The organism is Pigmentiphaga litoralis (assembly GCF_013408655.1).
Lineage (GTDB): Bacteria > Pseudomonadota > Gammaproteobacteria > Burkholderiales > Burkholderiaceae_B > Pigmentiphaga > Pigmentiphaga litoralis_A.
Genome location: NZ_JACCBP010000003.1, coordinates 336,582 through 359,825, shown reverse-complemented (window position 1 = coordinate 359,825; position 23,244 = coordinate 336,582). Strand labels below are relative to the sequence as shown.

Below are 23,244 nucleotides of genomic sequence, written 5' to 3'. Positions count from 1 at the left end.
TTCGTTGCGATAAACGCTGCGCAACTCGACACACAAGCCGGTCCGGATGTGCCGTGCAAAACGCACACACATATGCGCTTCAGCCGTTGTGCTGAAGCGTTCGAACGAGCAAGCCTGGAAAGCTGGCGCTACGCTGCCGAAGGCGGATATCAGTTACCGCTTCGGACGGATCATCGGCGCCGACCGATATCACCGTGCGCGCTAAGCGAAGGGAAAGACGGGGTCAGAGACGATGCAGTTTTCGGGTGGCGGGTGTCGCCCCCGATCGGCTGCATGGAGGTCACGTCGGTGCCCGTATTTGTGAACAGGGCGGTGACGCAATTGATGCAGTGCAACGATAGTAACCCATTTCCGGACAAAAGTCTCGGCACCTGTTGCTCTGGTCGCACAGACTGAGACCGCCGGGACGCAAAAAGGGGCGCCGGACCGAAGCCGGGCGCCCCTTTCATCACCGTGTCACAGCGTGATCAGTCAGTCAGTTCAACCGCCGGCTGCGGCTTGGCCTTGGGCGATTCCTCGCCAAAGGTCAGCTGGACCGTGTCCTTGTCGTCCACGTCCACGGTCACCTTGCCACCGTTGACGAGCCGGCCGAACAGCAGTTCGTCGGCCAGCGCGCGACGGATCGCGTCCTGGATCAGACGCTGCATGGGCCGGGCGCCCATCAGGGGATCGAAGCCCTTCTTGCCAAGGTGCGCACGCAGGGCATCGGTAAAGATGACCTCGACACGCTTCTCGTGCAATTGCTCTTCAAGCTCCATCAGGAACTTGTCAACCACGCGCAGGATGATGTCCTGGTTCAGCGCAGTGAACGAGATCGTTGCGTCCAGACGGTTGCGGAATTCAGGCGTGAACATGCGCTTGATATCCGCCATTTCGTCGCCGAGCTGACGCGAATTGGTAAAGCCGATCACGTTCTTCTGCAGCGCTTCGGCGCCCGCGTTCGTCGTCATGATGATGATGACGTTGCGGAAGTCCGCCTTGCGGCCGTTGTTGTCGGTCAGCGTCCCGTGGTCCATCACCTGCAGCAGGATGTTGAACACTTCGGGGTGCGCCTTCTCGATTTCGTCGAGCAGCAGCACGCAATGCGGCTTCTTGGCGACGGCCTCGGTCAGCAAACCGCCCTGGTCGAACCCGACATACCCTGGCGGCGCACCGATCAGGCGCGATACCGCGTGGCGTTCCATGTATTCCGACATATCGAACCGCAACAGTTCGATACCCAGGATGAACGCCAGCTGACGCGCGACTTCGGTCTTGCCCACCCCGGTCGGACCCGAGAACAGGAACGAACCGATCGGCTTTTCCGGCTTGCCCAGGCCCGAACGCGCCATCTTGATCGATGCCGACAGCGCATCGATGGCGGCATCCTGACCGAACACCACGGCCTTCAGGTCGCGCTCGAGGGTCGCCAGCTTGCTGCGATCGTCGCTCGATACCGATTGCGGCGGGATCCGGGCGATCTTGGACACGATGTCTTCGATCTCGGTCTTGCCGATCACCTTCTTCTGACGCGACTTGGGCAGGATGCGCTGGGCAGCGCCCGCTTCGTCGATCACGTCGATGGCCTTGTCAGGCAGGTGACGGTCGTTGATGAACTTGGACGACAGTTCCGCCGCGGCCGACAGCGCGGCTGCGGAGTACTTGACGCCGTGGTGGTCTTCGAACTTCTGCTTCAGGCCACGCAGGATCTGCACGGTCTGCTCGACCGTCGGTTCGTTCACGTCCACCTTCTGGAAACGGCGCGACAGCGCGTGGTCCTTTTCGAAGATGCCGCGATACTCGGTATACGTGGTCGCGCCCAGGCACTTCAGCTGGCCCGACGACAGCGCCGGCTTGAGCAGATTGGAGGCGTCCAGAGTCCCACCCGACGCCGCGCCCGCACCGATGAGGGTATGGATCTCGTCGATGAACAGGATGGACCGGGGGCTTTCCTTGAGCTGCTTGAGCACCGCCTTCAGGCGTTGTTCGAAGTCGCCGCGATACTTGGTACCCGCAAGCAGTGCACCCATGTCGAGCGAGTACACGCAGGCGTCGGCCAGCACTTCCGGCACGGTGCCTTCGGTGATGCGCCATGCCAGGCCCTCGGCGATCGCGGTCTTGCCGACCCCGGCTTCGCCCACCAGCAGCGGGTTGTTCTTGCGCCGGCGGCACAGCACCTGGATCACACGTTCAAGCTCGTTGTCGCGCCCGATGAGCGGATCGATCTTGCCGGCCTTGGCGGCCACGTTGAGGTTCTGGGTGTACTGGTCGAGCGGCGACTGCTTGGCCTCGGCTTCCGCTTCAGCTTCCGGCTCTTTGGGCGTATTGGCCGCTTCGAGCTGGGGCTGCTTGGTAATGCCGTGGGACATGAAATTGACCACGTCCAGGCGCGTGATTCCCTGCTGGTGCAGGTAGTACACGGCATGCGAGTCTTTTTCGCCGAAGATCGCGACCAGCACGTTCGACCCGGACACTTCCTTCTTGCCATTGCCCGTACTCTGGACATGCATGATGGCGCGTTGAATCACGCGCTGGAAGCCGAGCGTCGGCTGGGTGTCGGCGTCTTCGGTGCCCGGAATGACGGGCGTGTTGTCGTTGACGAAGTTACGCAGATTGCGCCTGAGGTCGTCGACGTTGGCGGCGCAGGCCCGCAACACTTCCGCTGCCGACGGGTTGTCGAGCAGGGAAAGCAACAGATGCTCCACCGTGATGAACTCATGCCGAGCCTGACGGGCCTCGACAAATGCCATGTGAAGACTAACTTCCAATTCTTGAGAAATCACGCTTCCTCCATGATGCACTGAAGCGGATGCTGGTTCTGCCGCGCAAACCTGCTCACCTGATCGATTTTGGTCTTGGCGATATCGCGCGCATAAACTCCGCACACGCCCCGGCCCTCGAGGTGTACCTTGAGCATGATTTGCGTGGCTTGCTCGCGCCCTTTGCTAAAAAACTTCTCCAGTACCAGCACAACGAACTCCATCGGCGTGAAATCGTCGTTCAACAGTACCACCGTAAACATTGGAGGTGGTTTTGTCTTGGAAGTTTCCCGCTCGAGCAGCGTTGTCTGATTCGGATGAGAATCGAACCCGGTGCTCATGCGCCTATTCTATCCACTCGAAAGTACCCTGCCAGTCACCTTGCCGCCTCATTCCGGGCTAGTGCAAACGGTTCGAGGCCGCGGTGCCAGCTTGAAAGTCATGTGGTGTTGATCATTGCCATATCAACCCCTCACGCTATTAATAACGGATTACGGCCCCGGTCATCCAGCGTTCTTACATCCTGCCGGACCCCACGTGCAGCGCCTGTGTCAGCAGGGAAACGACGCCAGCGGGCTGCACATTTCGGTAGGGAGTTTCATTCATATTACTCCCGTCGCACGGATGTGGCGGTGTCGGGTGATGCCGCGCAGCAATTTTTTTGGCCCCGTGCGCAACAGGGTTATTGCGGTGATCCGCAACATTTTTCTGCCCACCGGCAGACAGCTTGCCGTCAGGCTCCGCGGGGATACGCCATGCTACGCTGCGATCACCCGATCACGGGGCCGGCCGCGTGGTTTCTGCCCTGCGCATCCCGTCCGTCCAACACTGCCTTTGTAATGCCGATCATGACCTCGACCGTTACCCGCACGCCTTCCGCCCTTCCCTTTTCCTTCCGCCGGCTTGCCACGCGCCTGGGCGCAGCCGCGGGCCTGGCCGTGGCCGGCGCGCTGCTGCCGGCGCTGACCTGGGCGCAGGGGATGCCGGTGCAGCAATTGCGCGCGGGCATGCACCTGATCCAGGCAGAAGTGGCCGCTGCCCCCGCTACCCGTGAACGGGGCCTGATGTTCCGCGAGCAGCTGGCGCCCAACGCCGGCATGCTGTTCATATTCGATGCGCCCGCCACGCAATGCATGTGGATGCGCAATACGCTGATCCCGCTGTCGGTGGCCTTTATTGCCGCGGACGGCACCGTCGCCAATATCGAAGACATGGCGCCCAAAACCGAAGACAGCCACTGCGCCGTCAAGCCGGTGCTGTACGCGCTGGAAATGGACAAGGGCTGGTTTGCGCGCCGCGGCATCAAGGCGGGCACCAAGATCGAAGGCATTCCCGGCGTTCGGTAATCTGGCATATGGCGCCCGGCCTTCCATCGGGCGCAAAAGTCTTTTCCGCTTTATCGGTTTCTTCGGTCCGGATGCGCGTCTACAGTAGGCCACGCCACAGACGACGGAGACCGACTTGCGCAACCTCAATGAAGACACCATCACCCAGGCCGTGCTGGCCCGCCATGTGGACGCCCCCAGTCCACGCCTGAAAGAAATCATGACCAGCCTCGTGCAGCACCTGCACAGCTTTGCGCGCGAGGTGAAGCTGACCGAGGCGGAATGGGTGCAGGGCATCGAGTTCCTGACCCAGGTTGGCCACATTACCGACGACAAGCGCCAGGAATTCATCCTGCTGTCCGACACGCTGGGCTTGTCCACCCTGGTGACCGCGATGAACCATCGCAAGCCGCCGTCGTGCACCGAAGCCACCGTGTTCGGGCCCTTCTTTGTGGAAGGGTCGCCCGACTACCAAAACGGCGACGACATTGCCAACGGCGCTCAGGGTGAACCCTGTTTCGTGCGCGGCACGGTCAGAGGCACGAAGGGTGAGGCGATCCCCCACGCCAAGCTGGAAGTCTGGCAGGCCGATGCCGACGGGAACTACGACGTGCAGTACAAGGGCGATCACGGTCACCGCGCGCGCGGCACGCTGTACACCCAGGACGACGGCGGCTTTCACTTCACGTCCATCCTGGCCGAGGCCTATCCCATTCCACACGATGGCCCGGTGGGCCGCATGTTGACCGCGCTCAATCGCCACCCCTGGCGCCCGGCGCATCTGCACTTCATGATCCAGGCTGAAGGCTACGAGACGCTGGTCACCCATGTGTTCCGCGATGGCGATCAGTATCTCGATTCGGATGCCGTGTTCGGGGTACGCTCATCGTTGATCGCGCAGTGGGTGCGCCACGAGCCGGGCGCCACGCCCGCCGGCACCGACAGCGCGACGCCGTTCTACACGCTGGACTTCGACTTCGTGCTGAACCCCAAGAACTAAGTTTTTTTGCCTTGCTGCAACCCCCCTGCCCCACTTCATAACAAGGAGACATCATGTACGACGAGGAAAAACTCGCGATACGCGAACTGATCGAAAACTGGGCGCTGTGGCGCGACGCCGGCGACTGGGAACGTTTTGCCACGGTGTGGCATGACGACGGACGCATGAACGCCACGTGGTGCCAGGCGTCGGCCACGGAGTTCATCAAGCAGAGCCGTGAAGGCATGGACCGCGGCGTCAACATCCTGCATTTTCTGGGCGGATCGACGATCGACCGCGCGGGCGACCGGGCGGTCGTGCAGACCAAGATGACGATCTCGCAGCGGGCCAAGGTGCACGATGTGCTGGTCGACGTGGTGTGCACGGGCAGGTTCTACGACTTCGTGGAAAAACGCGCCGGCAAGTGGGGCGTGGTGGAGCGCCAGCCGATCTATGAAAAGGATCGGATGGACGCCGTGGACCCGTCCGCGACGCTCAAGCTGGACCCGGAACTGCTGTCGCGCTTTGCCGAAGGCTATCGCCACCTGGCGTATCTGCAGGTGGGCATCGGCATGGATGTGAAGACGACGATGCCGGGCTTGAAAGGGCCGGAAGTCGAGGCGCTGTATCAACGCGGCAAGGCCTGGCTGGAGGGATCGGCGCGGCCTTGAGGGTTGATGCGGCGCGATGTTGATGCTTCGACGTTGATGCTTCGATGTCGATGCGGTGATGTTGATGCGGTGATGTTGATGCTGCGACGTCGATGTTGCGACGTCGAGGCGGAGTCACTGCTTCGCGATCGTGTCGCGGTAAATGATTGTGCAGGACCCGGGCGAGGTGGGGCAGACTCCTTGAATCGGTGAACAGGTGGCGGCAACCAGCCGCCCCCTTTTTTGCCGAGATAGTCAGGCTGTCTTACTGATTACCCTGATGGGATTTTCCCTGAAGGCTTGCCCGTTGCCCTACCGTTTTTGCGGGATGCGATCACCATCGTGTTCGGTGCTGGTTGCACCTTCCTTGTATGTCCCACGTTCTTTCACCTTGTGCACTTCCAACACAAGCCCCGCACAGACCGGGGCTACGGAGACAACCATGCACCCTGCTATCCGGCGCCCGCGCGGCGCGCTGCGGTCCGCGCTCGCCTTGGCGCTTCCCGCTCTCGTTTCCCTTGCCCCTGCGGCGCAGGCCCAGGCGCAGTCCCAAGCCCAGGATTGGCCAACGCGGCCGATCCGCATGCTGGTCGGCTTCGGGCCGGGCGGCGGCACCGACATCATTGCGCGGATGGTGGCGCAGCCGCTGGCCGAGCAATTGGGCCAGGCCGTCGTGATCGAGAACAAGCCGGGTGCGGGCGGCACGCTGGCGGCCAACACCGTGGCGCGCGCGGCGCCGGACGGGCACACCGTGTTCGTCATGAACAACGGCCATGCGGTGTCGGCCGCCATGTACAAGCAGCTGCCCTTCGATGCGGTCAAGGACTTCGCGCCGGTGTCGACGCTGTGCGCGCAGCCGCTGGTGGTGGCCGTGGGCAAGAAGAACACGGCCAAGGATCTGCCGGCGTTCCTGGCGATGGCCAAGGCGTCGCCGGGCAAGCTGAACTATGCCAGCGTGGGCGTCGGCAGCACGCAGCATTTTGCGGCCGAACTGCTGCGGCAGATCAGTGGCGCCGACATCCAGCACATTCCGTACAAGGGCACGCCCAACGCAGTGGCCGCTGTACTGGGGGGTGAGGTGGACATGCTGGTGGAAGTCGCATCGCCGCTGCTGGGCCATATCCGCAGCGGTGAATTGAAGGCGCTGGCCGTGACGTCGCCGACGCGGTTCGGCGGTTTGCCAGATACGCCAACAGCGGTCGAGTCGGGCGTGCGGGGCTTTGACGTGACGACCTGGTACGCACTGGCCTTCCCGGCCGGCACGCCTCAACCGGTGGTCGACAAGATGAATCGCGCGCTGACCACGGTGCTGTCATCCGATGCCGTGAAGCAGCAGATGCTGTCGTCGGCGTGCCTGGCGCAAGCATCGACCCCGCAGGCGCTGAATCAGCATCTGGTTGCGGAAATCAACCGGTGGGACGACGTGCGGAACAAGGCCGGAATCGCGAAGGAGTGACAGAGCGCAGGCCGGTTGTCGAATCGTTGCGGGTATCAACGATTCGACGATGGATCGGCGGGCGGCAATAAGCTCGCGGAAAACGACCGCGCGGAAAGCCAGCTGCGCTTAAAAAAGGGACGCCGCGGCGTCCCTTCTGCTTGCTGGCGGCGGTCGCGGTTGCCGCGATCGCGGCGGTCGCGGTTGCCGCGATCGCGGTGGTCGCGGTGGTCGCAGTTGCGGTGGTCGCCGTTGCGATCGCCGCTTACAGCAGCGTCGACACTTCTTCGAAGGCCAGGCGGGGCTGGCGTTCGAACAGTTTGCTTTCGTCGCCAAAGCCCAGCGCGCAAATGAAATTGGCCTGGTAGCGGCCGTCAGCAAAGTATTCGGCGTTGACCTTCGGAATGTCGAAGCCGCTCATGGGGCCGCAGTCCAGGCCAACGGCGCGGGCGGCGATCATGAAGTAGGCGGCCTGCAGCGTGGCGTTGCGTGTGGCGGTGGCGGCGGCCATGGCCGGGTTGCCTTCGAACATTTCCTTGGCGCCTTCGCGGAACCAGATCTTGGGCATGTATTCGTAGAACTTGCTGTCGTTCGCAAAGATCACGATCACAGGCGCCTGACGCACCTTGTCGACGTTGCCCGGGCTGACCATGGTGGACAGACGCTCACGCGCTTCCGGCGTACGCACGAACACCAGACGCATCGGCTGGGTGTTCATCGACGTCGCTCCCATTTTCGCGATGTCGTAGACTTCCTTCAGTTTGTCGTCGGACACCGGCGTGTCGAGCCAGCCGTTGTGCGTGCGGGCCGACATGAACAGCTGGTCGAGAGCATCTTGCGAAATGCGGGGAGCGTTGACGGGCATGACAAATTCCTGGTTGGGCATACGAATGAAGTCGTAGCCGAAAATTATAAGCCGCCCTGACAACCCGCGGCATCACCCCACACAATAAAAGGCAGCAGACCGGGTATGGATCGTTGGCGGGAAATGGAGTTGTTCGTGCAGATCGCGGAACAAGGCAGCCTGACGCGCGCGGCCGAGGCCGTCGGGCTGTCGAACGCTGCTGCCAGCCGGCACCTGAGCACGCTGGAACAGCGCGTGGCCGCCCGGCTGGTCGAACGCAATACCCGCCGCCTGTACCTGACGGAAGTGGGCGAAGCGTTCTATCAGCGCTGCAAGAGCATTCTGGCCGACATGCAGGATGCCGAGTCGATGGCCAATGCCACGGCCGTGAACCCGACCGGCGACCTGCGCATCACGGCGTCGGTGTCGTTTGCGATGCGGCACATTGCGCCTATCCTGCCGGCGTTCACGCAGCGCTATCCGCAGGTCAACGTGCACCTGATGACATCGAACCGGTATTACGACCTGATCGAAAACGGCATTGACCTGGCGATCCGTACGCGCGAAGTGGAATCGGATTCGACCTTGACGATACGCCGCCTGGCCGAGACGCGGCGCGTGCTGGCTGCGTCGCCCCGCTACCTGGATCAGTACGGCACGCCGCAGACGGTGCAGGACCTGTCCCGCCATCGATTGCTGCTGTACACGTACGCGAACCGGTATGACGAATTGCGGTTCACGCGGCGGGGGAACACCGTTGGATCAACGCCTGCCAATGCAAGGACTGCCGCGGCGGCAGCTTCGGCACTCGCATCGGCGCCGGCATCCTCGGCCACGTCGGATGCTGCGTCCACCGTCGCTTCGATCACCGAGTCGATCACGGTCAAGGGACTGCTTGAATCCAATGAAGGCCAGGTACTGGTCGCCGCCGCGCTGGATGGCCTGGGCATCCTGGTTCAGCCCAAATACATCATCTACGACGAGATCGTGGCCGGGCGGCTGGTGCCGGTGCTGGATGACTGGGACCTGCCGCGACTGAGCATCAACCTGGCCTATCCCAATCGTCAGTATCTGCCCGCCAAGACGCGATGTTTCATCGACTTCCTGGCCGCGCATTTCGATGCGATGGAGTTCGGACGGAAGTGGTCGACCTGAACGGCGGTCGACATAAGGTGTCCCACGCAGGCCGTGCGGCCCTGGGTCACCGCACCATCTGAACGATCACCCCATCGCAGACGAAAAAATGCCCAGGTCAACCGCCCCTGGGCATATCCTGAACAGGGCGCCGTGCCCTGCCCGCTTTACACGCGTTCCAGAATGACCGCGATACCCTGGCCCACGCCAATGCACATCGTGCACAGTGCGTAGCGGCCGCCGGTGCGGTGCAGCTGGTTGACCGCGGTGGTGGCCAGACGTGCGCCGCTGGCGCCGAGCGGATGGCCCAGGGCGATCGCGCCGCCATTCGGATTCACCCGCGCGTCGTCATCGGCCAGACCCAGCATGCGCAGCACGGCCAGGCCTTGCGAGGCGAACGCTTCGTTCAGTTCGATCACGTCCATCTGGTCCAGCGTCAGGCCGGTCAGGGCCAGCACTTTTTGCGTGGCCGGGGCCGGGCCGATGCCCATCACGCGCGGCGGCACGCCGGCCGTCGCCATCCCCACGACACGGGCCTTGGGCGTCAGGTTCTGACGCGCGGCTTCGGTTTCGGACGCCAGCAGCAAGGCGCACGCGCCGTCGTTCACGCCCGACGCATTGCCTGCCGTGACCGTGCCATCCGGACGCACGACGCCCTTGAGCTTGGCCAGCGCTTCCATGCTGGTTTCGCGTGGGTGCTCGTCTTTCGATACGATGATCGGATCACCCTTCTTCTGCTTGATGGTCACGGGCGTGATCTCGGCATCGAAGAATCCCGCGCGTTGCGCGGCGGCCGCCTTGCTCTGGCTGGCGAAGGCCATGCGGTCTTGCGCTTCGCGTTCGATCTTGTAGTCGGTGGCGACGTTCTCGCCCGTTTCCGGCATGGCGTCGACGCCGTACATCTCTTTCATCGCCTTGTTGACGAAACGCCAGCCGATGGTGGTGTCATAGATGGCGGCGTTGCGCGAAAAAGCCGTTTCCGCCTTGCCCATCACGAACGGCGCGCGGCTCATGCTTTCCACGCCACCGGCGATCATCAGGCCGGCGTCGCCCGCACGAATGGCGCGGGCGGCGGTGCCCAGGGCGTCCAGGCCGGAGCCGCACAGGCGGTTCACGGTCGATCCGGGCACTTCGATCGGCAGGCCGGCCAGCAGCGCCGACATGCGGGCCACGTTGCGGTTGTCTTCGCCGGCCTGGTTCGCGCAGCCGTAGATCACGTCGGTGATCGCCGCCCAGTCCAGGCCGGGGTTGCGTTCCATCAAGGCCTTGATCGGGATCGCACCGAGGTCGTCGGCGCGGACCGACGACAGCGCGCCGCCGTAACGACCGAAGGGAGTACGGATGGCATCGCAAATGAAAGCGTGTGAACTCATGATGTGTCCCTGATGTTTTGACTAGTGGCTATTTTCAACTAGGAAGGCGATCGTCGCGTGCATATCAGCTTAGCCCTTGGGCCGCTTGCCTTCCCACGCGTCCTGCAATAACTGGCGAAGCGCGGTCCGTTCGATGGGCCGCGGATTCCAATACGGGTTGCCGACGGCGATGTCGGCGGCGCGGTCCAGGTCGGCTTCCTGCATGCCGATATCGCGCAGCGCGACCGGTGCCCCTTGCGACTGCGCCAAGTCAAACAATCCGCCTGCCGCGTCATCGGGCGAACCGATCGCCCGGCCGATCCGCGCCATGACGTCCGGCACGGCGCGGGTGTTGTAGGCCATGGCGTGCGGCAGCACCACGGTGTGCACTTCGGCGTGCGGCAGGTTGAAACTGCCGCCCAGCGTGTGGCACAGCTTGTGGTGCAGGGCCATGCCGACGTTGCCCAGCACGGTGCCGCACAGCCACGCGCCGTACAACGCGTCGCTGCGTGCCGACAGGTCGGCGGGATCGGCCTTGAGCGCCGGCAAGGCACGCGACATGGCACGCAGGCCTTCTTCGGCCAGCAGACCCATGATGGGATTGGTGTCTTGCGCGTACAGCCCTTCGGCCGCGTGCGCCATGGCGTTCAGGCCGCTGGTGATCGACAGGCCGACGGGCAGGCCGATCGTCAGTTCCGGATCGTAGATCACGGTGCGCGGCAGCACGCGCAGGTCTTTGCCGGTCTTTTTCAGACCCGCTTCGGTAATGCCGTAGATCGGGGTCATTTCCGATCCGGCATAGGTGGTCGGGATCGCCAGGATGGGCAGGCCCGAGTCCAGTGCGATCGCCTTGCCCAGGCCCGTGGTGGACCCGCCGCCGATCGCAATGGCGCAGTCCGCGCCCATCCGCTGCGCTTCGGCGCGCGCTTCCCGCGCCGACTCGATGGGGACATGCATCACGGCCTGGTCGAAGATGCCTGCCGCGCGATCGCCGATGATCGCGGCGACGCGCTCCGCCTGATCGCGCTGGCCCGGCGTGCACAGGACCAGCGCCCGGCGGGCGCCCAGCAGCTCGATTTCGCGTTCGAGGTGCTGCAGGGACCCCGCGCCGAACACGACGCGGGACGCAATGCCGGTGTAGACGAAGGCGTCCACGATCAGTCCTTCAGGAGCGGCACGTTGCAGAGACGCTGCAGTTCGTCGAACGACAGGCCGTCCACCCGATCGATCACCCGCACGCCGTCCGACGTGATGTCGAACACCGCCAGGTCGGAATACACGCGGCTGACGCAGGCAACGCCGGTCAATGGATAGGTGCAGGCCGCCACCAGCTTGCTTTCGCCGGTTTTGGTCAGCAGGTCCATCATCACGAACACGTCCTTGGCGCCAATGGCCAGGTCCATGGCGCCGCCCACGGCGGGAATCGCGTCGGGCGCGCCGGTGTGCCAGTTGGCCAGGTCACCCTTGACCGACACCTGGAAGGCGCCCAGGACGCAGATGTCCAGGTGGCCGCCGCGCATCATGCCGAACGAATCGGCGTGATGGAAGAAGGCCGCGCCGGGCAGCGTGGTGACAGGCTGCTTGCCGGCATTGATCAGGTCCCAGTCTTCTTTGCCCTTGGCAGGCGCGGGGCCCATGCCTAGCAGGCCGTTTTCGGTGTGCAGCAGCACTTCGCGGTCGGCCGGCAGGTGGTTCGCCACCAGGGTCGGCAAGCCGATGCCCAGGTTCACATACGCGCCTTCCGGAATGTCGCGGGCCACCCGCGCAGCGATCTGGTCTCGATTCATCTTGTTCATGGCGGCTACCTTATGCGGCGACGGGTTGAGGGGCTTGCGCGGCGACCTGCACCACACGTTTGACGAAGATGCCGGGGGTGACCACCGCTTCGGGATCCAGTTCGCCCAGTTCGACGACTTCGCGCACCTGCGCGATGGCCAGCTTGGACGCCGTCGCCATGATCGGGCCGAAATTGCGGGCCGTCTTGTTGTAGGTCAGGTTGCCCCAGCGGTCGCCGCGGTCTGCCGAGATCAGGGCGACGTCGCCGAAGATCGGGCTTTCCAGCACGTATTCACGGCCATTGATGACGCGCGTTTCCTTGCCTTCGGCCAGCAGCGTGCCGGCGCCGGTAGGCGTGAAGAAACCGCCAATACCGGCGCCCGCCGCGCGGATGCGCTCGGCCAGGTTGCCCTGGGGCACCAGTTCCAGTTCCAGCTTGCCGGCGCGGTACAGCTCGTCGAACACCCACGAGTCGGACTGGCGCGGGAAGGAGCAGATGACCTTGCGGACGCGTTCGGTCTTGAGCAGCGCGGCCAGGCCGGTGTAGCCGTTGCCGGCGTTGTTGTTCACGACGACGAGGTCTTTGGCGCCCTGCTCGATCAGCCCGTCGATCAGGGCATTGGGCAGGCCAGCCGTGCCGAAGCCGCCGATCAGGATGGTGGAGCCGTCTTTGACGTCTGCCAAGGCTTCGGCGACCGAAGCAACGATTTTGTTGATCATGAATGTCTCCGCGCGGGGCCTGGACCTGAGATCGGGTCTGGCGGACGCGCCTGGTTACGTCAGAAGTCGATCCAAATGTTCTTTACACGAACTTTTGTTCGGACAATAAACATTATCCTGCTTATCGGGCAGCGCCACAAGTCATCGCAAGCCCGCAGCCGGCGGGTTACTTGCCGGACGCGGCGGTGCCGGGCAGGCCGCGCACGGTGAATGACACGCTATCGTAGCGCCCCGCTTCGTCCATGGCGGTCACGGCGTGCTTGCCGTTTTCCCTGAGTTTCAGGGTGACGGCGGCCGTCCCGGGCGATTGCTGCTGCGGCTGGCCGTCCAGCAGCCACCACACGGTGCCACTGCCGCCCAACGCACGCACCCCGACCGTAATGTCGCGGCCGCCCGGCACGGGCAGCAACTGCGCACCGGTGTCCACGCCTTCGATCCGCAGGCCCGACCGGGCACCGGCCGCGCGGCAGGCCGGGTCCCAGGGCGGCGGGGCGTAGGCGGCCAGCAGGCCCGATTCCAGCCAGGGTTGCAGATAGGTGGGCCAGCGCGCCACCTGCACCGGTTCGCCCGGCACGCTGCAGGTGGGCCGGGTGCGGTGGCCGGTGATTGGGGAAATCCACAGCGTTTCGATCGGTCCGGCAGGTGCGACGCGGTCTGGCAGCGTGGGCGGCACGGCGCCATCCAGCGCCCAGGCCTGGCGGCGGATCTGACATAAGGCAGGTGACGTGACCGATGCGGCCAGCCCCAGGGGCCAACAGATCGACACCTGGGTGACTTCGGCAGGCGGCTTGCGCGGCGCAGGCGGTGGCGCGGGCAAGGCGGCCACGATGTCCTGCAGCAGCGGCGCGGCCACGTTGGCGCCGAAGAATCCCGGGTTCGGCGTGCCGTCGGGCCGGCCCACCCACACGCCGATCGTGAAGCCGTCGGTCACCCCGACCGCCCAGGCGTCGCGAAAGCCGAAACTCGTACCGGTCTTCCACGCCAGCCCGCGCGGACCGTCGTAGAACGGGCGATCCGGGTGGCCGCCGTTTTCCAGGATCTCGCGCACGATAAACGCGGCGCCCGGACTCATGATGCGCGCCTCGACCCGCGGCGCGTCAGGTTCCAGCCGGGGCTGTCCGGCCATGCCACCGCGCGCCAGCGCCCGGTAGGCCGCGACCAGCTCTTCCAGCGTGGTGCCGCCGCCGCCCAGGATCAGACTCAGGTTGGGCGAAATCCCGGTCCCCATGCGCAGCCGCAGCCCGGCGGCGCGCAAATTGGACGCAAAACGCGCCGGACCGACCCGGTCCAGCAGGTCGACGGCCGGCACATTCAGGGATCGCTGCAGGGCGTCCGACACGCTGACCGGGCCCGAAAACGCCGCCTGGAAGTTGCCGGGGCGGTAGCCACCAAAGGATTGCGGCGCATCCACCAGCAGACTTTCGGAATGGATCAGCCCGTCGTCCAGCGCCATGGCATACAGGAACGGTTTGAGGGTGGACCCGGGCGACCGCACGCCGCGCACCATGTCGACGTGATTCGCGCGGCGCCGGTCGGAAAAGTCGGCGGATCCCGCGTAGACCTTGGTCGCCAGGGTGTCGTTGTCCATGACCAGCACGGCCATGGATACCTTGGGCGGCAAGGCGTCGACGCGGTCCAGCAGCATGGTTTCGACGGCGGATTGCAGTTCGATGTCCAGGGTGGACCGGACGACCGTGCGAGCCGTGGTGGGCAGCGATGCAGCCCGCAGTGGCAGGCCGGGCGGAACGGCGGCGGATGGCGCAGACGCGGATCCGCGCGAAGCACCCGATGCAATGTCTGCCGCTGGGTTCGGGCCCTGCCCAGTGCCCGAACCACCGGGCGGCCTGGACCCCGTTTTGGCTGACGACTCCCGCGCCAATACCCGCGTGCCCTGCCGCAGCCGTTCCGCCGCCAGCGGCGCAAGCCAGCGCGCCCGCAGCGGCTGGACGATCACCTGTTCGATGCGCGCGTCGGCCACCGTGGCGGCGTCCCACGTGCCCAGGTCGCGCAGGCGGTCCAGCACCTTGTCGCGCGCGGCCTGCGCGGCGGCGGGAGCACGGTCGGGCCGCAAGCGCGACGGCGCCTGGGGCAGCGCGGTCAGCAGCGCCGCCTCGGCATGACTCAGTTGGGATGAGGGCTTGCCCAGGTAGGCGCGGCTGGCCATTTCTACGCCTTCGACGATGCCGCCCATGGGCGCATGGTTCAGGTATAGCGCCAGGATCTGGGCCTTGGACAGATGCCATTCCAGCTGCAGCGCGCGCAGCACCTGCCGCAGCTTGCCGCGCAGGCTACGGTCACCATAATGCAGACGCGGATCGACCATGCGCGCCACCTGCATGGTCAAGGTCGATCCGCCGGACACGACCCGGCCACTGCGCGCCCACTGCCATGCGGCGCGCGCCATGGCGACCGGGTTCACGCCGGGGTGCCAATAAAACCAGCGGTCTTCGAAGGTGAGCAAGGCGTCGTAATACAGCGGCGATACCTGATCGGCGGCCACGGGATAACGCCAGACGCCGTCGGCGCTCGGGTAGGTGCGCAGCGGTGTTCCGTCTTCGGCTGTCACGACCAGCCCGCCGTCGGGCCGGGCCAGCGCGGCGCGGGGCAGCGGGAAAGCCAGGTCCAAGGCGAGCAGCGTAATCACTGATACCAGCCCGGTGGCCAGCAGGACGCGGGCCGGGCGCCTCAGAGCGACGCGCCGCCTGGCCCGAGGCGACCCCTGGCCGGAGGCGCTGCCCTGCGCGCCGCGCTCACCGGCGGCCTCGCTCCTGGCGGCCTCCTCCCCGGCAGCGCCCGCCTCCGGCGCCGCGTCCGCCGCGGCCCGATCCTGCTCCTTTCGACGCCGCATCCCCCTTCGCCTTAGCGCGCGCTACCTGCTGCCCCGCGTGGGTCCTGGATCACCAGGCCGGCGCTTTGCGTGCCTACGCCGCGCACGTCGGGCCGGTACATGTCTTCGACCACTGGCGCCGGGACCACGAAGCGTCCAGGGGTCACCACGCGCACCTTGTAGAACACCGTCACGGTGCCCTGGATACGCACGGCGGCCACGTAGCGGTCGTCGCGGTATTCGCGGTGCTTGATGGCCGGATCGTTCAGGGCTTCAGCCACATCCTTGCCACCGATGGACCAGTTTTCCAGCCCCGCACCCTGGGTCAGGTTCAGGTTTTCGACCTCGAACCCGGCCGGCACCCGATCAACGATCAGGCCGTCTTCGATCCGCCGGTCCGCCGTCGCGTCCAGCTTCACGATCAGCGTGTCGCCGGTCTTCAGGCTGCGTCCGGTCCACGTCTTGCCATCGGCCTCATACCAGGTCCGCACGATACGCACACCGTTGGATTTGGGTTCGGCTGGCGCCGTCGGATAGCCCTGGATGTCGGCTTCGACAAACAGCACATCGGTGCCCTGGTTGATCACCTCGACCCCCTGCTGCAGCTGATCGCCCGCCACCGTGCGCGATTCGCTGGTGCGCGACGTCAGGGTCTCGTCCTTCGCCCCGTTACGCAGCACCGCGGTCCACGCCGCATCGTTCTGGCCACCGGCCGCGCGTGCCGCCAGGAACAAGGCCAGCTGTTCCTGCGTGGACAGGTAAGGCCGTCCTGCCAGACGCCCGGCCAGGTCATTCAGCATGACTTCGCGGCGCGGGTGGGTCAGGTTGTTCTGCGCCATCAGCGCGTAACTCATGGCCATGTCACGCACGGGCGAACCATAGTCGCCCAGCCATTCGCCATAGCCGCCGCCTCGTCCGGCATCGATGCCGTAAGGCCGCGCCATGGCATCGTCCAGGGCCACCTTGGAACGCGCTTCATCACCCATCAGCTTGAGCGCCACCGCCAGGTGCACCAAGGGCAGCGGCGACCGCGCGCGGTTGCGGAAGCTGTCATGCAGCACGCGCAGGGTGGACAGCGGCGCCTTCTGGTCACGGGCCAGCACATAGGCTGCATTGGCCAGTTCGGCAAACCGGCGATGCCCGTTGCGCAGCGCGTCGTAGTCCGTGTCACGCAGGCGCGTGCCCACGGCCAGGTCCTTCTGCAGATTGGCAGGCAGGGCGGGAATGTTGGCCACGCCCTGCTGCAGTTGCGTCAGCAACCATTCCTGGCTGCGCCGCGCCATCGTGTCGGGCACGTTGAAGCCATTGGTCCGCGCATCCTGCAGGAAGCCGGTCACGTAGGCGCTCAGCCAGATTTCCTGCGCGCCATCGCCCCACAAGGTAAAGCCGCCCGATGCCTTCTGCTGGCCGGCGATCCGGGCGATGGCGCCTTCCAGCATGCGTTCCCGTTCGGCGCGGGTGCGCGGCGTCAGGCCATAGGCCTTGGCCTGCACCTCGTCGATAAAGACGTGCGGATAGGCGGCGCTGGCGGTCTGCTCCAGGCACCCGTACGGGTAGTCCAGCAGCCCTTGCACCAGCCGGCCGATGTTGAACGGCGGCCGGTTCGAGATCGACATGCCCACCGTCACGGACTCGTTATAGAAGCGCGACGTCCAGGTCGGTTCGAGCCGGAAGCTGCTGCCCGGTTCGACGCGGGCGCGTTTGACTTCCCGCTCGGCCGGCACGGCAGGCTGCACCTGCAACAGCGATTCCCGCACGATATGCAGCGGTTCCGTCGACCCCGCGGCGGGTGCGCCATCCACCACCAGGCGCAGGCGTCCGAGTCCATACGCGCCCGTGGCTTCAGCGCCAAAACGCAGGGTGGTGCGTTGCTTGTCGGCCAGCGTGACCGTGCGTGATCCCTCGCGGATGCGCACCGGGTCCAGCCCTTCCAGACGGATCGACAGGTTCTGCGGCGCGCCGCTCAGGTTGGTCACGTCCAGCGCCAACGTCACCTCGTCGCCCGGGCTGATGAAGCGCGGCGTGGACAGTTCGGCCACCACCGGCGCAGCCACCACCATCTCGGCCTGCGCGCTGCCGTAACGGTCTTGCGTGAAGGCCGTGGCCATGATGCGCAAGGTGCCGTTGAAGTCCGGCAGGTCGAGCGGCACGGTGGCTTCGCCGCTGGCATCCAGCTTGACCGGGCCGCTGAACAGATCCACCAGCCGCACCTTGGTTGGCAGGCTGCGCGTATCGCGCGACGCCGCGTCACCGCCCCACTTCAGCTTGCCCTGCGTGCCGTCCATCTTTTCGATCAGCTTGCCGTACAGGTCCAGCAATTCGGGCGCGTAGCGATGCTTGCCGAAAAAGAAGTCGAAGGGGTCCGGGGATGCATAGCGCGTGATGTTGAGGATGCCCAGGTCCACGGCGGACACCGTGACGTACGCCGACTGATCGGCCGCCTCGGACGACCGTTTGTCCAGGTTGCCCACCTTCACCTTCACGGTGGTGCGCTTTTCGGGCAGCACCTTGGCCGGGGCCGTCAACGCGACCGACAGCTTGCGATCGTCCCGCGCCAGCGGCAGATGGATCAGGCCCAGCGCCCGGGCGGGCGTGACGCGATCGCCTTCGCTGCCGGGCCGGAACACGGCCACCGACACGTACAGATCGTGCCGCTTCCAGTCCTTGCCGACCGGAATGGTGATGGTGCTGCCCGACGCTTTGACGGACGTGCGCTGCGACCACAACACCTTGTCGCCTTCCACGGCGATCAGGGCTTCGCCATCGTGCGGCGGTGTGATCGTCAGGGTCACGTCGTCGCCTTCCCGCACCGGCGCCTTGTCCAGCTTCAGTTGCACGCGATCGGGGCGGTTGCCCATGTCTTCGGCATCTTGCGCGCCCCAGCCGGCGTAGAAGCGATAGCGCATCGTCTCGCCGGTGTCGGGGTCGCTGATCTCCAGGCGGTAACGGCCGTAGGTGACTGGCAGGCCCAGCTTGATCCGTTCGCGCAGCGCGATGGTGCGCGAATCGATCAGGTCTTCGTTTTCGGTAAAGCCGCTGTTCCAGCCGCGCTGATCATCGAAGCGCCAGTAGTACTGGCGTTCTTCGCGGTACAGGCGCAGCTGCGCGCTTTCCAGCGGCACGAACTTGCCGGCCGCATCCACCCGCACGGCTTCGAATTCGGCCAGCGCGCCTTCGCGCGCCACGTCACGGTCGAACAGGGGGCGCACGGCAATCAGCGCCTTGGCCGGCCACACGGCGCGGTCAATCGACCGCACCACGGGCCGCCCGCCCGATTCCAGCAGGCTGACACTCGTCTTCACTTTCATGGGCGAATGCGTGCCGTCGACATCCAGTGGCACCGTCAAGGTCACGGCGCCGCGTTCGTCCAGTTCGGTTTCTTCCAGATCCTTGCGCTGCTTGCGGCTGTCGTCGGCAAAGTCGCCAAAAATGAAGCCGGGCAGTTGCGTCGGCAAGGCCAGGCGGTCGCGCTGCACCGACACCACGCCCAGCACACGATTGCCCGCGGCAGGCGATCCGTACAGATAATCGCCGCGCACCTGCACCTTCAATTCGTCGCCCGGCGACAGGATCTGCTGCCGCGACTGCAGGTCCAGCTTCATGCGTTCCGGGAGGAATTCTTCGACCTGGAATTTCCACGATGCATCGGCACTGCGCGCCGCCGGATCCAGCCGCACTTCCAGCAGCCAGCTGCCGGTCTGCGCGTCGGCGGGCAGCACGATGGGCTGCTGCACATACCCGGGCAGATTGGCCTGCGGACGCCACACGGCGGTCTGCATCACGCGACCATCGGGACGCTTCAGGGTGGCCGTCAATGGCATGGCGGCAACCGGCGCGCCATCGGGATTGCGGGCCAGCACCGACACGTCGAAACGTTCGCCCGGCCGGTACAGATCACGGCCGGCATACACGAACAGCTTGTTGTTGCGCGACGGGTAGCCGCCCACATCGAATTCCGACAGGTCCAGCGCCGGTTCCTGCAAGGCCACCACCGACATCTCATTGCCACGCCGGCCCAGCAGCACCCGCGCCGCATCCACGTCGCCCGTGAATACCGCGTGGCCCTGGCCATCGGCCTTGGCCTTGCCGAGCGACTTGGCCTTGTCATCCAGCAGTTCGAATTCCACATCGCCGACAGCCTTGCCGCTTTTCAACGAGGTGGCAAACGCGTCCAGCTGATTCGGATACCGCCGGGCATGCAGGCCAACATCGGTCACATAGAAATACGTGACCTGGTATTCGTCGCGAAAGCGTCCGGGCTGCGTCATGACCGCTACGTAGATGCCGGGCTCTTTCAACTCCTTGATCGTTTCGACCGGCAGGAAGGTGACATGGCGCCGGTTGGCGGAGGCGTCGGCCAGGAAGCGGCCCTGGTACACGCTGCGCGACATGGACTTGAGGCGGTCCAGGTCCCACAGGCTGACCGTGCCTTTCAAACCGGTGTTGCCGCCGTAGTCATTGTCATAGTCCGATCCGGCATCCGGGTCGGCATCGGCGCTGGCATCGGCCTCAGCTGCCTTGGCCGGGCCCCGCACGCCCAGCGCGCTTTCATAGAACGTCGGCAGATTGGCGGCATCGACGCGCAGGAACTGCACGTCCACTTCGGGTGTGTTGACGGTCACGACCGGCAGTCCGCCGTTCTGGCCGGCGGGCAGCACCACGCCCTTGCTGGCGAAATAGAAGGACGGCGGCATGGCCTCGCTGGCGACTTCGCAGGTGCTCAGGCTGTCCAGGGTCTGGCCCGACGCGTTCTTCAGCCCGCTGCTGATGCCGATCTTGTATTTGCGCTGGGGCTGGATCGCCGGGAAGTACACGACGCGGGGATTGTCGCCCACCACCCAGCTGCCCTTGGCCACATTGCCGGCGGCCACTTCGTCGGTGGCGACCGGCTTGCCGGACACGGCCGACGCGTCGGCATCGGCGGCGTTGAACGCACCCAGGTCGGACACCTGCAGGTAGTTGTCGAAGCGCTGGCGGCGGTCGACCGGCTGGGAGAAGGTCACGGCAAGCGCCGGCGACTCGTCGAACAGGCGGGCCTTGCAATCCAGGGCCACGAAGGTGTCGCTGCCGGATCCGCCGTCGACGACGGTGACGGCAGTGCCGTCATCCCCCGAACGCGACCCGTTCCACCACCACGCGGCCCCCGCCGCGGCCACGACCACTCCGCATACGACGGCCACGGCCGCCGTCCTGCCTGCTTTCCAGCCCATACGTCTCCCCGGTCGGCACCGATGTGCCCGATTTCCCCAGGCGTATTAGGGCGCAAAGCCGGCCGTTTGGAAAGTGCCCACGGCAATAACTTACAGTTATGGGCTTGCCGTTCGCGGCGCATCGGCAAGGGCTTCCTTGCGGAAACGCAGCGCCACGGCGTGGTAGAAGGGCCGGGGGCAGAACTGGCGCGAGACCAGCGACGCCAGCAGCGTGGCGACCAGCAGGTGGAACATCAGGTCCTGGCTGCGCGTCATCTCCATCACGATCACGCTGGCCGTGATGGGCGCCTGCGTGGCGGCCGCCAGAAAGGCCGCCATCGAGAGCAAGGCCAGGGTACGGGGGTCGGCCACCGGTCCGGCCAGTTGCACCAGGTGTTCGCCAATGCCCGCGCCGATCGCCAGCGCCGGCGTGAAGATGCCGCCTGGAATGCCCGCAAAGTACGAGGCCACCGTGGCCACCCATTTGGCGATCCCGAAGCCTGACGATTCGATCGGATGGCCATTGAGCAGAGCCGCCGACGCCTCATAACCTGTGCCGTAGGTTTCGCCATGCGTGAGCAGTCCCAGCACCGCCACCACGATGCCGCACACGAACGCCAGACGCACGGGGTGCGCCACCACCCAGGCGCGCCAGGCGGCCGGCACCACGCCAGCCGCGCCCCGGATCAGGGTGGCCGCAAAGATGCCGCCCAGCACTCCATTCACCAACGCGCACGCCAGGGTCCAGCCCCAGGCCGCACCCGCCCACTGCATGGGGTCGTTGATGTGGAAGTACGGATTGTTGCCGGCAATGGCCAGTGCAATGAACCCTGCGCACAGCACACCCGACAGGGCCAGCCGGTCCCAGCGGACGCCCGCGCCGCGGCCGAGTTCTTCGATCGCGAACACGACACCCGCCAGCGGCGTATTGAATGCCGCGGCCAGTCCGCCGGCTGCGCCCGCCGCCACCAGTTCATGCGCGCGAAAGCGCAGCCGCACGCCAATGCGCGACTGCCAGTAGCGTCCCCAGGCCAGCATGGCCGCGGCGCCGACCTGCACCGACGGCCCTTCGCGGCCCACCGACGCCCCGGCCAGCAAGGCGGCGGCGGTCAGCGGAATTTTCCATAAGGCCTGCCGCAGCGAGACCAGCCCGCCCTGCCCGATGTCCACCGGCAAGGTGGTGGACGCGATCACTTGCGGGATACCGCTGCCGCGCGCGAAGGGCGCCAGCCGCAGCGTCAGCCAGCGGATCGCCGCCAGCGCGCAAGGCAGGATGATAAACGCCGCCGACGGCGCCGCGGTGGTCCACCGCGTGTTCCACGCCAGCGCGATTTCCGCCATCCACGCAAAGGCCAGCGACAGCAGCGCCACCAGCGCCGCGCCGCACAGCACCAGCGCGTACCGGAAGGTTTTGTGCGAAGCGCGCCGCATCTGACGATGCTTGCGGCGAAGGGTGCCCCGCGCACGGCTGCGCAGCGGGTCGAATCGGCGTGGCGTCACGGCAAGGTCCTGCCTGCTAGGGGGATGGAAACGGGTACGGAAGAAAGGGGATAAAAAAAACGCGGTGCCAGGACACTGCCAGGGGCAAGGTCCGTGCACCGCGCGTCGCTTCGTGCGCCGGACGGAGGCTTTCCCGGTCCGGCGTCACGCAGGCGTCGATCCTGGAATCAGCCCAGGTTCTTGGCAGCGAAGTCCCAGTTCACCAGCGCCCAGAAGTTTTCCAGGTACTTGGGACGGGCATTGCGGTAGTCGATGTAATAGGCGTGTTCCCACACATCACAGGTCAGCAGCGGCACGTCGGACGTGGTCAGCGGCGTGGCGGCGTTGCTGGTGTTGACGATGTCGACCGAACCGTCGGCCTTCTTCACCAGCCAGGTCCAGCCCGAACCGAAGTTGCCGGCGGCGGACTTGTTGAAGGCTTCCTTGAATGCGGCCAGATCGCCCCACTTTGCCTTGATGGCGTCGGCCAGTGCGCCCGATGCGTCACCGCCGCCGTTGGGCGACAGGCTGTTCCAGTAGAACGTGTGGTTCCAGACCTGGGCTGCGTTGTTGAACACGCCACCCGACGACTTCTTGATGATGTCTTCGAGCGACGCGCTTTCGAATTCGGTGCCCTTGATCAGGTTGTTCAGGTTCGTGACGTAGGTCTGGTGGTGCTTGCCGTAGTGGAACTCCAGGGTTTCCTTGGAGATGTGCGGCGCCAGAGCATCCATGGGATATGGCAACGGCGGAAGGGTATGTTCCATCTGAGAGCTCCTGTGTGGTGTTTGGGGTA

16 protein-coding genes are annotated in these 23,244 nt (G+C 65.5%); 5 read left to right on the top strand and 11 right to left on the bottom strand.

Going from position 1 to position 23,244, the window contains the following annotated elements:
* Positions 1-467: 467 nt before the first annotated feature.
* Together clpA and clpS are read right to left on the bottom strand one after the other, a co-directional pair.
* Positions 468-2,762 (bottom strand): ATP-dependent Clp protease ATP-binding subunit ClpA, encoded by a 2,295-nt coding sequence (gene clpA, locus HD883_RS25905; protein ID WP_179590228.1) that lies wholly within the window; start codon positions 2,760-2,762, stop codon positions 468-470.
* Positions 2,759-3,079 (bottom strand): ATP-dependent Clp protease adapter ClpS, encoded by a 321-nt coding sequence (gene clpS / locus HD883_RS25900; RefSeq protein WP_179590230.1) that lies wholly within the window; start codon positions 3,077-3,079, stop codon positions 2,759-2,761. Before clpS ends, clpA begins: the two co-directional genes overlap by 4 nt.
* 507 nt (positions 3,080-3,586) lie before the next feature.
* Here clpS and HD883_RS25895 point away from each other — a divergent pair.
* The 4 genes from HD883_RS25895 to HD883_RS25880 all read left to right on the top strand — a co-directional run bounded on the left by HD883_RS25895 (position 3,587) and on the right by HD883_RS25880 (position 7,148).
* On the top strand, positions 3,587-4,084 hold the full coding sequence (locus HD883_RS25895; RefSeq protein WP_373563483.1) for a DUF192 domain-containing protein: 498 nt from the start codon (positions 3,587-3,589) through the stop codon (positions 4,082-4,084).
* 115 nt (positions 4,085-4,199) lie between these two features.
* Positions 4,200-5,063 (top strand): intradiol ring-cleavage dioxygenase, encoded by an 864-nt coding sequence (locus HD883_RS25890; RefSeq protein ID WP_179590233.1) that lies wholly within the window; start codon positions 4,200-4,202, stop codon positions 5,061-5,063.
* A 53-nt stretch (positions 5,064-5,116) separates the two neighbouring features.
* Positions 5,117-5,713, top strand: a complete 597-nt coding sequence (locus HD883_RS25885) for a nuclear transport factor 2 family protein (RefSeq protein WP_179590235.1) — start codon at positions 5,117-5,119, stop codon at positions 5,711-5,713.
* A gap of 421 nt (positions 5,714-6,134) precedes the next feature.
* On the top strand, positions 6,135-7,148 hold the full coding sequence (locus HD883_RS25880) for a Bug family tripartite tricarboxylate transporter substrate binding protein (protein WP_179590237.1): 1,014 nt from the start codon (positions 6,135-6,137) through the stop codon (positions 7,146-7,148).
* Between the two features lie 244 nt (positions 7,149-7,392).
* Here the strand turns inward: HD883_RS25880 and HD883_RS25875 are convergent, their stop codons facing one another.
* Positions 7,393-7,992, bottom strand: a complete 600-nt coding sequence (locus tag HD883_RS25875; protein WP_179590239.1) for a malonic semialdehyde reductase — start codon at positions 7,990-7,992, stop codon at positions 7,393-7,395.
* Between the two features lie 105 nt (positions 7,993-8,097).
* Here HD883_RS25875 and HD883_RS27875 point away from each other — a divergent pair, with 105 nt between their 5' ends.
* Positions 8,098-9,126 carry a LysR family transcriptional regulator gene (locus HD883_RS27875; protein ID WP_257022693.1) on the top strand — a complete coding sequence of 343 codons (1,029 nt, stop codon included), beginning with the start codon at positions 8,098-8,100 and terminating at the stop codon, positions 9,124-9,126.
* Positions 9,127-9,272: 146 nt separating this feature from the next.
* Here the strand turns inward: HD883_RS27875 and pcaF are convergent, their stop codons facing one another.
* The 8 genes from pcaF to sodB form a co-directional block, all read right to left on the bottom strand.
* Entirely contained in the window at positions 9,273-10,478 is a 1,206-nt protein-coding gene (gene pcaF / locus HD883_RS25865; protein WP_179590241.1) for a 3-oxoadipyl-CoA thiolase, read from the bottom strand.
* 69 nt (positions 10,479-10,547) lie between these two features.
* Complete coding sequence (locus tag HD883_RS25860) at positions 10,548-11,612, bottom strand: maleylacetate reductase (protein ID WP_179590243.1); 1,065 nt, start codon at positions 11,610-11,612, stop codon at positions 10,548-10,550.
* A 2-nt stretch (positions 11,613-11,614) separates the two neighbouring features.
* Positions 11,615-12,253 carry a 3-oxoacid CoA-transferase subunit B gene (locus HD883_RS25855; RefSeq protein ID WP_179590245.1) on the bottom strand — a complete coding sequence of 213 codons (639 nt, stop codon included), beginning with the start codon at positions 12,251-12,253 and terminating at the stop codon, positions 11,615-11,617.
* Positions 12,254-12,263: 10 nt separating this feature from the next.
* The gene (locus tag HD883_RS25850) at positions 12,264-12,953 is read right to left on the bottom strand and encodes a 3-oxoacid CoA-transferase subunit A (RefSeq protein WP_179590247.1); all 690 of its coding nucleotides are present in this window, start codon (positions 12,951-12,953) and stop codon (positions 12,264-12,266) included.
* A gap of 166 nt (positions 12,954-13,119) precedes the next feature.
* Positions 13,120-15,642, bottom strand: a complete 2,523-nt coding sequence (locus HD883_RS25845; RefSeq protein WP_373563491.1) for a penicillin-binding protein 1C — start codon at positions 15,640-15,642, stop codon at positions 13,120-13,122.
* A 170-nt stretch (positions 15,643-15,812) separates the two neighbouring features.
* Positions 15,813-20,990 (bottom strand): alpha-2-macroglobulin family protein, encoded by a 5,178-nt coding sequence (locus HD883_RS25840; RefSeq protein ID WP_179590251.1) that lies wholly within the window; start codon positions 20,988-20,990, stop codon positions 15,813-15,815.
* A gap of 96 nt (positions 20,991-21,086) precedes the next feature.
* A complete protein-coding gene (locus HD883_RS25835; RefSeq protein ID WP_373563482.1) occupies positions 21,087-22,469 on the bottom strand; it encodes a chloride channel protein in 1,383 nt (460 codons plus the stop codon).
* A gap of 167 nt (positions 22,470-22,636) precedes the next feature.
* Entirely contained in the window at positions 22,637-23,215 is a 579-nt protein-coding gene (gene sodB, locus HD883_RS25830; protein WP_179590253.1) for a superoxide dismutase [Fe], read from the bottom strand.
* Positions 23,216-23,244: the final 29 nt, after the last annotated feature.